Here is a 12437-nt window from a genome sequence, read left to right as displayed (position 1 = left end):
GGTACGGATCAGCGGGGACGAGCGGAACGGTTTCCAACTACCGAACAACAAGGCCGAGTCCTCCGTTGCATCCGATGGTTACCCGCCTTCTCGGACTCGGATTTCGTTCGGAGTTTGTACAGTGACATGCATGTCAGACAGTATCGATGCATGCGATTGGAACCAGTCGCGCAAAAGCGTTCCGCCCATAATTCGCGGCGTCGAGTTGAGATTCGCACGGCGATTGATTGCTCCGATGATGGGTGATGTAGCGTCGCCGCAGAATATGTCAATTTGCTCGCCGTCACCCGCAAACAGCGATTCGTAGTCAACGGACACATTGAAGAATCCACAGCGGAAGTACGTTTTGTGGAGCGTGAAGTTGAAATCAGCCAACGCGGTTTGCGAAACTGGCGTACACGGTGGTTCGACCGGTGTAGTCCGAGAACCATTCCATTCTGGTTTGAGGATCGAAATGATACTATCCTCCAATCCGGCGGCAAGGTTTACATGGAAGTCGCCGTAATGCAGCAGTCCGTTGTCGGGTAAAGCGAATATGTCGACCGCCGCACCCGCGGAAAGGTGCTCACAGATTAACCGATGGTTTCGCTGATTCGTAGATTGAGTCGGACTAGGCTTGCGGTAGCCGTAAAGCCGCGATGCCAGGGATTGCGTAGTCTTGCCGACATACTTGACGTCGCCATCGCAGCAAAAAGCGTAAAGCACATTCGTTTGATTTGCATGCCGCACCATTTGGAGTGCGAGGCCGTCATCGTCCAGAATCCAGTGCCCCGCGAGTTGAAAGCCGATTGCGAGTAGCCGGTTCATGTTCGAAGTTCAGTCGGGTAACTCTGGATTCTTCATCGGAGTCGGGGAGAATGCCCGTTGGTATTGGCTTCACCAGATTCGCTCCGGTCCGACTTCCCCTCACGTGCTCTGCATTCTATCTGTTCCCCCAAGTCGGCGGAGCGGCAAGTCACGGATTCTGCCAAGACTTGGGGCGTGTCGACCATGAGGGGGCGGACGGCTGGGACACGGAAATCCTTCTACATCATTTGGCGATTCTCCTGGTCTCCAAAATGACGGGAATTGCACCGGTGTAGCAGAGTCAGCGGATTCAGGGGGCGAGGTCCGGTTTTTCCCGTCCAACGGGTGCCGTTGAAGCACTGGATCGCCGGGGACCTTTTTCGGCTGCCGTGGGCGATTACTGATGATCCACGTCATTACCGCCGTTTGTCATGGGAACGCCATGTCTCTTGAGTGCACTGGATGCTAGCGGCTGGTGATTGGGCACGACATCCGCTCGGAATCCGATCGTCCGCTGCCGGACCGATCATGGGGCCGATTCGATTATGCATTCGAAAGCATGGCGACCACGAGGACGAGTCCTAGCAACGGAACGACCACAACGGCCCCGGCCAGGATCAGATTCCCGAACCCTCGCCAAGCGGATCGGAAACCCTGGACCTCTGCGATCGTGTTGCAAAGCAATACGAATGCCCAGACACCCAACACCAGCTCGACCAACGCAAACGCCAAGAACGGGATCAACAGCATGGGTTGTGCCTCAAGCCCCGGCGTCTCCTGAGTGAACAGGTCCGAACCGAACAAAACGATCTGGGGTATCCACAAAGGCAGCGCGGCGATCGACGGAACCGATGCCCAGGCAATGGCCGTCTTGATGTGTTCGCGACTGGCGACGCCTCCGATCCAACTGCCGGAAAAGCGGACCAAATGCGAACCGATCCATAGACTGAATAACCCCGCCAAGGGTCCGATCAGAATCGCGATTCCAAGGATCGCGGCCAGGGGAAGATCGTCGCCCGCGTTTCGCGTCGACGCCCGATCCAGCGTTTCGCCAACCCCCGCCAGACAAGCCAAAGGCACGACGTAAAGCTTTGGATCGATCGAAACAATCTGACGAACGGTCCGCCGCGGCGATGTCCAAATGGTACGAAAGGGATGCAGGTCTTCGTCCGTACCAACAAAGCTCGCGTTCTGACTGGACTCGACGCTCAGTGGACTTGGGGTGGCATAGGGATTGGTCCCTGAGTCGTCGCTGCGCATCTTGCGAATCTTCCTATCTGCGGTTGTTGGAACAAAGTGCCGATGCCACGGCACCTGTGTGTATCAAGACGGACGTGCACAGCGTATCGGAATCGTCACCGACAAGTCGGGCTGCTAAGTGATGCCACTTGGGATCGAATGGGGGAACACGAACAACACAAAGGCGCGGGAGCCACCAATAGCGTCGAAGCCGATCAACGATGCAAACGATTCGCCGAGCCGATTTCAGTGCCAGTCTTCTTTTTGGGTGGGCCGGAATCAGGCTTATCGTACGATACGCCAGCAGCGATGGATCCGCCGATTCCGATAGTCTTCGGGAACGGTCTGGCGACTGATCTCGATCACGGACTGAACATCCAAAGCGTCCTGGTCAAATTTGAATCGTCGGAAGTTGGTGGAAAAATAGATCACGCCACCTGGACGAACCAACGGAATCACAGTTTCCAGTAAGGGCAGGGCGTCACGCTGGACATCCCAAACGTTTTCGGTGCGTTTGCTGTTGGAAAACGTCGGCGGATCCACCACGACAAGGTCATAGCACTGACCGGCGGGATGATTCGCTAAGAATTCCGCTACGTCGGATGTGATCACGCGATGGTTGTCGGATTCGAAACCGTTCAATCGCAGGTTCTCGGTGGCCCAGTCGGTGTAAGTGTTCGACAAATCAACGCTGGTCGTCGACTTAGCGCCACCCGCGGCCGCGTAGACAGAAAACGAACCGGTGTAAGCAAACAGATTCAAGAACCGGGTGCCGTCGGCCTGTTGCCGCACCATATGCCGGGTGACGCGATGATCCAAAAACAATCCGGTGTCGACATAGTCCGATAAGTTGACCAGGAATTTTAGTCCGTCTTCTTGGACCACAAGGCGTCGTCCCTGCACCGCCTGTTTTTCATGCTGAGTCTTCCCTCGTTGGCGGCGCCGCGACTTCAAAAACGCATTCTCCGGTGCAACGTCCAGCGTTTTCGCTGCGGTTTCGACCATCAAGTCCAACCAATTGGCGTGCTGTGCTGGATCACGATCGTGCGGACGTTCGTATTCGGTGATGTGCAGACAATCTTCGTACCGATCGACAACCAGCGGAATCTCTGGAACGTCTTTTTCGTACAAGCGATAACAAGTGATCCCGCGTTTGGTGGGCCAGCGGCGCAAATGCCGGGCTCGCTTGGCCAAACGACTGGCGAACAGGTCAGCTTGATGGTGGGCCTTTTCGGGCAATTGCCCGAATGCTGCCCCGCCGGATGCGTGCACCAGAGTTTGTGATTCGGATGCTTGAATTTCGGGTGCTTTTCCCGCGGGCTTGCTCGATTCGTTTGTTGTCCCGTCGACGTTACCAGCGGACGGCGTGGATGTTGGATCCGAAGACGGTTGTTCCGCATCGGCGCCGGCCTGGCGGACTTCGACCACGGGCTTGGGTCCATGGAATTGAAACAACGTGCAGGCGACGTTGCCGTTGTACAACTTGCGTCGCCGATCGGCCTTTCGCCCCAACAAACGTTCCAGCCCCGGGTACGCGGTCAGTAAGAAATGCGACCACGTCGGCAACCGCCGAAAGACATCGGGAAACGCTTCGAACAACGCATCCAATTCTCGGGTCACGCGGGCCGATCGGTCGGCGGATGATCGGTGATCGGACTTCGTCGGTCGCGGCGTCCGGCCCCCTCGCGAAACCGGGTAACGTGATCCGGAACCCGCGGACGGATTTCCCTCAGGCGGATGGGTGATCAGACATCCGAACCGACGGCGACTGGTGAATTCGGAAAACGCTTTGGCTTCGAAATGGATGTCTGCTTCGACGCCTGCCCGAACGGCGTTGTCGCGGGCGGCGCGCAGAACTTTCGGATTGATGTCGGTTGCTAGCAGGGTGGGTGACACGGATGGCGTTTGCAGGGTGACCGCGTCGCGACGCAAGTCGCCCCGCAAGTCGTTGGGAATCGCCGGCCAGTCCTCCAGAGCGAACGAACGCATCACCCCCGGTGCAATGTTTCGGGCGATCCAAGCGGCTTCGATTGGAATCGTTCCGGTGCCGCAAAACGGATCGCAAAACGGGCGTCCCGATTCCCAGTGGCTAAGCAATACAGTGGCGGCGGCCAATGTTTCTTTCAGCGGTCCACGCGATGGGTCACGCCGGTATCCACGTCGATGCAGGCTGGCCCCGGAAGTGTCGATGGTCAGCGTCGCAATGTCTTTGATCAGGCTGACATTGACTTCGTAGGTGGCCGCGGTTTCGACCAGATCGTTGGCTTGGTGGTCACGACGCAGGGCGTCGACGATGGCGCGTTTGACGGTACGTTGACAGGCCGGAACGCTGGAAAGTTCCGATCGCACCGACCGACCGGTGACGGGAAAACGCCCGTCAACAGGAATCCATTCGCCCCAATTCAGTCCCCGCGTTTTTTCAAACAGCGTGTCAAAATCCGGGGCCGTGAACCGGGCGACGCACACCAGGACACGATCGGCACAACGCAGCCAAAGGTTCGCACGAACGACCGTGTCCCAATCGCCTTCGAAGATGACTTGGCCGTCCCCGTCGACTTCCGCCTCGATGCCAAGCGTGTGCAATTCGCGCCGGACGACCGCTTCAAGTCCGAAGGAACATGCGGCAATCAAACGCAGGGGTGGGCGATCCAAGGGCTCTCTCGTCAAAATCACATTGTGTGTCGGCACCAGACACTACAATCGTAGACTTCCCCGTCCGCTTTCCCCACCCGATGACAAAACAACGATGCCCGTTCCCCGCCTGATGTCATGGCCCCGCGTCGCGTTGGCGGCCTTTGTAGTGTCCTTTTCCATCGCTCCGACCACCGTTTCGGCCGCCGATGCGGACGATACCAAATTGAAGCTGTTGATCATCGATGGCCAGAACAATCACACCGCGTGGCCCAAAACGACGGCCATGATGCGTGACTTCTACGAAGCGTCGGGACGATTCACGGTGGACGTCAACCGCAGCAAGTTCACCTGGAAAGGTGGCAAATTGTTGGAAGAGTATCCGCTGGACGACGGCAAGGAGTATCAGGACCTGTCGGAACCGAAGCCCGACCCAGACTTCAAACCGGATTTCGCCGCTTACGACGTCGTGGTCAGTAATTTCGGATGGAAAGCGGCACCTTGGCCGGAAGAAACCCAGCAGGCCTTGGAAAAATTCGTTGCCAACGGCGGTGGTTTGGTCATCGTTCATGCCGCAGACAACAGTTTTGGTAATTGGCTGGAATTCAATCGCATGATCGGCTTGGGCGGCTGGGACGGACGCAATGAAAAATCCGGCCCCTACGTCTACGTCAACGAACAAGGCGAAGTCGTTCGAGACATGACGCCCGGAGGCGGCGGATCTCACGGCCCCCAGCATGAATATCAAATCGTGGTCCGCGATGCCGACCACCCGATCACGCGAGGAATGCCGCGGGCGTGGTTGCACGTGCAGGACGAGCTGTATCAAAAGCTGCGTGGACCGGCGGAAAACATGCACATCTTGGCGACGGCCTACGCGGACCCCAAATACCGTGGAACGGGCCGTCACGAACCGATGATCATGACGATCCACTATGGCGACGGCCGAGTCTTTCACACGCCGATGGGCCATGACGACAAATCATTTGCCTGCACCGGCTTCATCACCACGATGCTGCGCGGCACCGAATGGGCCGCGACCGGTGACGTGACGCTGACCGAAATCCCCCAGGATTTCCCCGGGCCCTACGAATCTCGCAAACGCTGATACGCCGGCGGTTGGTCTAGAACCGCGATGACCAACCATGCTGCCACGCTACGGCGTGGCGGGGGATTCGGGCGATGGTGAATCGGCTGCCTGCGAATCTTTCAAAGCAGATTCGAATTCATCCAACTGACGCTTCAGCGGCGGAAAGTGTGGCTGGGCGGCCACGGCCCGGCGCTGCCACTGCACCGCAGCGTCCAGTTCCCCCAGGGCAAAATGGCATCGGGCCAGGGTGTCCATCAGCGTCGCGCGCTGGCCCATCAATTCGATGGATCGCTGGCTGCAACGCAGTGCCTTGTCAAAATCACCGGTCGTGTTGCTGACCAACCACGCATAGTCATTCAGTGCCTGGGCCAGCAAATCATCGTTCTTTCGCAACATGAATCGGCCTTTGCCGCCACGATCGGCGTCGGCGATTTTGCGTTCATGGCCCAGCGTTTCGCGAGCCAGCATCTGACGCACACTGCGTCGATAATCGTCGTCACCGTCCAAGTGGTACATCGCGATCAACGCGTCGATGCGTTGCCGATAACCTTCTTGAAAAGCAACTTCGAACGCGGCACGTGCGGCTTCCGAATCGCCACGCTCTTTCGCCAACAACCCGCGGTGGTAGGCGGCCAAAGCACGCATATCGACCAATGAAATGTCACGGACGTCCATCCGTTGTTTCAATTCACCATCGATAGCAAGCCGCTGGATCAGCGGTTCCAAGACGTCGATCACCTGTGCATGCTGGAACAAATCCGAGTGCATTTCGCCCAGCAGTTTTCGAGCCATCGCGCCTTCGATCGATTCGATTTCAAAGCGGTCGATCACGAAACTGAACTCTCGCTCAGCCCAGCGAAAGAACCCTCGGTCCCGCAAATCCGTGGCAACCTTCAGGTGTCTGGCGGCGCGGGTCTTGACCTCCTGAGCCCCCAGCTCATCTCGCTCCGATTCATCCGTTGGTATTGGGTTGGTATCCAAAGCCGCCGCCGCGAATTTTTCGGCCAGCGAATCATTGCCCAGCTTGGTGTGCGCTTCGGCCACGCCATAAAGTAAAACCGGATCTTTGTCGAACAGACTGGGATGCATCCGGTGCAATTCAAAAACCAATGGATCCAGATGATGTTCGAGCGCCCAGGTGCAAGCGTCGGTCAATTCGTTGGGCACCGGAGAAACCAAATCCAAGTTCGCCGTCGCCAATCGTAAAGCATCTTCGACATGCCCCTGCTGGGCGGCGCCCGCGGACAAGACACGCACGAAACGCAGCAACAGATCCGAATCCAATTGATGGTCGGCGTGTCGATCAAGCTGGCGGCGATGTATCGCCAATAAATCCATCCATTGCTGCAGTGCGAATTGATTGTCCGCTAAGTCCGACGCATAAAGCCGCAACCATTGACTGGCGACTCGGTCGGACTGCCCGATCGTGTCCAAGATGGTCTTGGCACGCTTGCGCTGGGTCGTCAGATCCGCTGGCGTCGGCTGTTCCATCAACGCGATTGCGGCGAACAGGCTGAGCCGTGGATCGGTTTCAAAGCGTGCCAGGCGGGCCAGGGCTGCGGTTGCCATTTCATCCGGCAGATCGGCCAAGCGTTCGATCCGCGACTGACGGTCGTTGATCGCCAAGCTGCCATAACCGGTCAACGTCTTGCGAACCGGTTCCGGATCCAAGGGGCCCGACCAACGTATCGATCGGCTGGCGATCAGACGCCGAACCGACATGGCGATCTGGTTGTCCGGATGATCGCTGGCTTGTTGAAGTTGATCGAGTGCTTCCAAACCATATCGCTGAAGCGCCGCTTTGGCTCTCTGGCGACTGACGTAATTGGGGTGTCCCAATTTTTCGATCAATTCAGCGATCGTCTGGCGGACCGGAACGTCGCGGCCGGCCGTTTGGGCACCGGAGACTTCGTCGGCCCCATTGCCGCCGGTCTGCGCCAAACACGGCACGGCATTCATTGATGCCCATCCGATCAACAGCGACGCGGCCAGGGCCCGACACCGACGAACGCATCGATCCGGACGCGATCGCATGCTGCGGGTGTCAACAGGTTGATCGTCACATCGGCGGATCGAGGGATCGCTGGAAGGAGCGTACAAAAACGGCTTCATAAAATTGTTCAACGTTGTCGGATTCCGACGGACGATCGTTCGCCGGCCCTGTCAATCTTCGGTTGTCGACAGCGACGGGTCAAACGCGGAAAGATCGAACACGGCCAGCCGTTCTTCGTCCTTCAAAACCAAACGGTTCCCCCGGATCGCGGGCGTGCAGTAACTGGGTTCGGTCATCAGCGGCTGATCCGTGAATGCCAGCACGTCCACACCGTCGTGGCGAATTGCCAAACTGGCCAGATGCCCGCGTTCACCGATGGCAAGAATGATGTCGTCGCCGACACGCACCGGCTGGCCGCGCCGCAAGACCGAGCTGTATTCCCACATCAGTTCACCATCGGCCGGGTCGATCATCCGCAGCGAAGCGCCGCCCTGACCAGCCGCAGTGAACCCAATGACATGGTCCTTCCAAGTCACCAAGCGGTTGAATTGGCTGTCCAAAACCCGCCGGTCTTTCCAAACACGCTCGTGGCCGCGATCAGGCAGTATCCGCACGGCCACCGCACCGGGGCCCGGACCGGTGACCGCCAAAACGATGTCCTGGATCACGACCGGTGAAACGGCGTTGTAAGACAGTGGCGCGCGTCCGAAGTGCTGGATTTCCCAATCCACCGAACCATCGGTCGGATCCAGCGACACCAAGCCTTCGGCCGTGACCACTAGCAAATGATCGTTGTCATGGACGCGGGTCAGGACGGGAATCGTGTACGCGGCGGCATGATCGGTGGCCGCCCAAATGTTTTCACCGCTGGAGCGATCCAATGCAATGATTCCCGCGTCGGTATCCACGCCACCCAACGAAAGAAACATGCGATCCTCGGTCACCAACGGACTGGCGCCGGCAGGAAAGATCCCCGGGGTCACCTGGTACTCTTGATACAAATCACGGTGCCAAATCCGACGACCGTCGCGCCAATCGATCGCCGACAACTGGCCTTGGCCGTGATGCACGAACACTTCATCGCCGGCAACGACGGGTGTGCTGTAGGGCCCGTCGCTGTATTCGTAATCACATACCGCGGTGGTCGGTATCTGGTCTTCCCAAATCAGATCACCGGATTCCAAGTCGAAACAGACGGTCCGTTCGCTGTCATCGACACGGTGGTTGGCGATCACCCGGTCGCCGACGATCACCGGCGATCCATACCCTGTCCCCATCGGCTGCTGCCACAACAGCGGCGGGCCTTCCGGCGACCAAGTCAAATCGACACCTTCATCCGCCAAGCGGGTCCGCGCCGCCGACGCCGCGGCCGGATCAATGGGCGATGCATCGGTCGGTTCCTTCGCCGCGAAACCTTCAAAAGTCCCCTCCGATTCGCTTGACGAGTGACACCCCACCAAGATCAGCTGGCAACAACCGGCAAGCAGTATCCGCCGCATGAATTTGGCGAGACGATCGACCGCGAAGCCAGACATACATGCACAGCCGCGAAAGGAGTTGAATTTCGTACGAACGAACAATGGCACGGATCCGATCGATGCCACGACCGGTCCGGGCATCGATTCTAAACATCGACCGAGCCGACGAAACCACGCCCGCGAGACGAATTCTGTGGCGACAAATGCCATGGGCCCCGTAGCCGATGATCTCGCACGTCCGCCCCGGCCAATGGTTGGCCGGAGAAGACCACCGCCTTACAGTGGGACAACGGTCGCTGATCGACCACTTCCTGGCTTCTGTTCGCACAAACGACGAATCTGCACTGGTGATCCCTTCCTTTCCCGAGTCTGGGCGTATCGCGGCGATTGATTATGGGACCGTTCGAATCGGCGTCGCCATTTGTGACCCGGATCGCATCCTGGCCAGCCCCCTCGAAGTCGTCACGACATCCGCGCTGGCCAAAGATCCCGACTACTTCGCACGCATGGCAAAGGACAATCGCGTCACCGCACTGATCGTCGGGCTGCCGGTTCACTGCGACGGTGGAGAAAGCCAGAAGAGTGCTGAGGCGCGCGAGTTTGCCAAATCGCTGAGGGACCAAACCGGTCTGCCCGTACGCATGTTCGATGAACGGTTCACGACCGTTGCGGCGCAGCAGCGAATGCGGCCTGGAAAATACACACGCAAACGCACCAAAGAACGTGTCGACGCGATCGCCGCACTGGTGCTGTTGGAATCATTCCTAGAAGCTTGCCGTTATCACAACGGGATCGCCGGACATGATGTGAATGTCGGTCCCGATGACGAAACGGGTCCAACAAAGGAAGAACTGAATCTGGAGTGACCTGGAACGTCCGCCGGGTCCTAGTTCAGCGTGGCCCGCCCGCAATGTGTGCCGACGGTATTTGCGTGAACAGGAATGCGGGTCGGTTCCATCCGCCCAAATCACGTTGTGCATTCCTAATCTCGTCAATTCCTAATCTTCGATGACCTGATTTGTCGGTGCTCAGTGATACCGATGCCCCACGGATGGATCGTTGTTGTTGTCGATCGGCCGGGGATTGGTCGGCGGGTGTCAGTCATTCAAAATGCGGAAGTGCAACCGCCCACTGTGACGTCCGCCCACCATGATCGATCACTGGTCGCAGGGCGTGGTCAGCATGTCCATCAGACGCTCGAAACGACGATCCGCTTCCATCCGACGCTCGACTCGCTCATCGACGCTCCATCCCGAACGGATCTCCGCCACACGGCGAAAGACTTCTGCATCTGATAAAGCCGTCTCGTTTTGCGACACTTGAGGCTTCGCGGGCTTCAGGTCGACAACGGGGCTGGTTTCGCAAACGGTGCTTTCAATGGTCAACATGGTTCATCCTCCGATGATTGCCGGTCAAAACGACTCGGCCAGGTTTCGTGTTTAGGTCAACTTGTCAGACAGTGGTGAGACTGCTGATGTCTGGCCGGCCCACAGCCGACACCCGCCCGTCTTAGGACTGAACCGCGAGATGCCGAATGGTTGATCTCGCGGAACAACCGGGCTTAAAGCACTTGGCGTGCCAAACCACACAAACCGAAAAAGCGTTTTTTTCGTTGCGACACGCGGTGGCTGGGCGTTTCACGCACGGATCAAACGTCGGTGGCCACAGAAACGCGTGTTTCACGAGCTTTTGGGGGTGCCGAAGAGTCGACGTGGCCACAACACGCCAGCTTTCTCCGGCGTCAAACGGACCAAGTCAGCCGTTCAAAATCTTGCAAAGTTTGCAATTCGCCGCCGGGTAGCGACTTCACGACGGCGGATTTGGGTGCCGTGCCGCCGGAAATGAAGCAGGCGACCAGCCGTTGCCAGTCGGCCCAATCACATCGACCGCGGATCTCCACGTACTGGATCGCCCCATAGGCGTCGTAGACCATCCCGAACAGCTCCAGCCCGCTGGCGGGACCTTTGAAGGCGAAGGATCCGTCGGGTTCAAAATACAGCGTCTGGATCTGCTGCAGCGCCGATTCGGCTTGTTCAAAACTGCAATCCAGCGGACCGCCGTCGCGGCCAGCCAAATGGATGTGGAACGGTTCGGCGTTGGAATCAGCGGTCACGGTTTGGACGTAACAAACAAGGCGTTCAGACGCTGGGACAGTCCGCATCCGGGCCGATGCCCGGTCGCTGATTGATCGCATTGATCAACATCCGCAATCGCCCCAGGTTGCGACGGTTGAAGTGAAAGATCAGGCGGGGCAACTGGGCCAAATCGGGTTCCCCAGCTTCCTCAGGCAACGGCCCGCCTTGCCGAAACGTGCCCTTGACCAGAATGTCGGCAAAGTCGGTGTTGATCTGGTCCAAATGCTCGTCGGTCAACGCTTCTTTCAGCCGGAACACCAGTTCATTTTTGACATACCGCATCGAGTGATAGACACAGTAAAAGCCCAGGACTTCGTCGACCGCTTCCTGCACCGAATTAGTGACTTTGTACAGGCTGACGTCCTCGGGGCTGATCATGCCACCCCGCAGTAATTGCCGGTCAAAGAACTTTTGCAGGTCGGCCCAGTAGTCGCCTTGGGGGTGGTCCAACAGAACCAGCGGTAACATGGTCTGCTTGCCCGTTTGGACCAGCGTCAGCGTTTCCAACGCCTCATCCAGCGTTCCGAAACCGCCGGGGGCACACACGATCGCACTGCTTTCCTTCAGGAACATCAGCTTGCGTGTGAAGAAATACTTCAACGTGACCAATTTGGGGTCACCTTCGATGTATTCGTTGGCACTTTGTTCGAAGGGCAGCATGATGTTCAGCCCCATCGACGCTTCGCGGCCCGCCCCGCGGTGCCCGGCTTCCATGATGCCGCCGCCGGCACCGGTGACGACCATCCAGCCGTGGCCCGCCATTCGACGTGCAAATTCCTCGGCACTCTGATAGTCGGGATGATCCGGCTTGGTCCGCGCGGATCCGAAAATCGTCACTTTGCGTCGCCGACGAAACGGGCGAAAGACCTTGAACGCGTACCGCAATTCACGCAACGTCCGCGATAGCAGCTTCAGATCCCCGCGAGCGGTCTTGTCGTGATCCAGCCTTTCGATCGTGTGCCGCATGACCCGCAATAGGTCCTGCGAATCATTGGTGGTAAGCGGGTCGAACGCCGGCTGGGGCCGTTGCAGTTCGTCTTCGCCGATCGCTTCGGCGGGCAGGTCGTTGGGACGCATCAAGATCG

10 protein-coding genes are annotated in these 12437 nt (G+C 58.2%); 2 read left to right on the top strand and 8 right to left on the bottom strand.

The annotated features are described in order from the left end of the window. Positions 1-78: 78 nt before the first annotated feature. The 3 genes from HFP54_RS25315 to HFP54_RS19825 form a co-directional block, all read right to left on the bottom strand. Positions 79-807: a GIY-YIG nuclease family protein gene (locus HFP54_RS25315; protein WP_206036302.1), complete on the bottom strand. Its 729-nt coding sequence runs from the start codon at positions 805-807 to the stop codon at positions 79-81. A 522-nt stretch (positions 808-1329) separates the two neighbouring features. Further along, positions 1330-2046, bottom strand: a complete 717-nt coding sequence (locus HFP54_RS19830; RefSeq protein ID WP_168566496.1) for a Yip1 family protein — start codon at positions 2044-2046, stop codon at positions 1330-1332. A gap of 264 nt (positions 2047-2310) precedes the next feature. Continuing rightward, complete coding sequence (locus tag HFP54_RS19825; protein ID WP_168566495.1) at positions 2311-4677, bottom strand: class I SAM-dependent methyltransferase; 2367 nt, start codon at positions 4675-4677, stop codon at positions 2311-2313. Between the two features lie 94 nt (positions 4678-4771). On the opposite strand from HFP54_RS19825, the gene HFP54_RS19820 reads away from it, so the two are divergent. Continuing rightward, positions 4772-5764 (top strand): ThuA domain-containing protein, encoded by a 993-nt coding sequence (locus tag HFP54_RS19820; protein WP_235952066.1) that lies wholly within the window; start codon positions 4772-4774, stop codon positions 5762-5764. Between the two features lie 48 nt (positions 5765-5812). Here HFP54_RS19820 and HFP54_RS19815 read toward each other — a convergent pair whose 3' ends face one another. Then, positions 5813-7705, bottom strand: a complete 1893-nt coding sequence (locus HFP54_RS19815) for a tetratricopeptide repeat protein (protein ID WP_168566494.1) — start codon at positions 7703-7705, stop codon at positions 5813-5815. Between the two features lie 204 nt (positions 7706-7909). Next, the gene (locus HFP54_RS19810) at positions 7910-9274 is read right to left on the bottom strand and encodes a BamB-related PQQ repeat family beta-propellar protein (RefSeq protein WP_168566493.1); all 1365 of its coding nucleotides are present in this window, start codon (positions 9272-9274) and stop codon (positions 7910-7912) included. A gap of 290 nt (positions 9275-9564) precedes the next feature. On the opposite strand from HFP54_RS19810, the gene ruvX reads away from it, so the two are divergent. Next, entirely contained in the window at positions 9565-10083 is a 519-nt protein-coding gene (ruvX, locus tag HFP54_RS19805; protein ID WP_315853938.1) for a Holliday junction resolvase RuvX, read from the top strand. A gap of 291 nt (positions 10084-10374) precedes the next feature. Here the strand turns inward: ruvX and HFP54_RS19800 are convergent, their stop codons facing one another. The 3 genes from HFP54_RS19800 to HFP54_RS19790 form a co-directional block, all read right to left on the bottom strand. Further along, positions 10375-10605, bottom strand: coding sequence for a hypothetical protein (locus tag HFP54_RS19800; RefSeq protein WP_197138220.1), 231 nt, complete (start codon positions 10603-10605; stop codon positions 10375-10377). Positions 10606-10958: 353 nt separating this feature from the next. Continuing rightward, on the bottom strand, positions 10959-11330 hold the full coding sequence (locus tag HFP54_RS19795; protein WP_146415675.1) for a hypothetical protein: 372 nt from the start codon (positions 11328-11330) through the stop codon (positions 10959-10961). A gap of 25 nt (positions 11331-11355) precedes the next feature. After that, positions 11356-12429: an LOG family protein gene (locus HFP54_RS19790; RefSeq protein ID WP_168566491.1), complete on the bottom strand. Its 1074-nt coding sequence runs from the start codon at positions 12427-12429 to the stop codon at positions 11356-11358. Positions 12430-12437 lie beyond the last annotated feature (8 nt).

It is taken from the genome of Crateriforma spongiae (assembly GCF_012290005.1).
Classification (GTDB): domain Bacteria; phylum Planctomycetota; class Planctomycetia; order Pirellulales; family Pirellulaceae; genus Crateriforma; species Crateriforma spongiae.
This window is presented reverse-complemented; position numbering and strand designations above follow the sequence as displayed.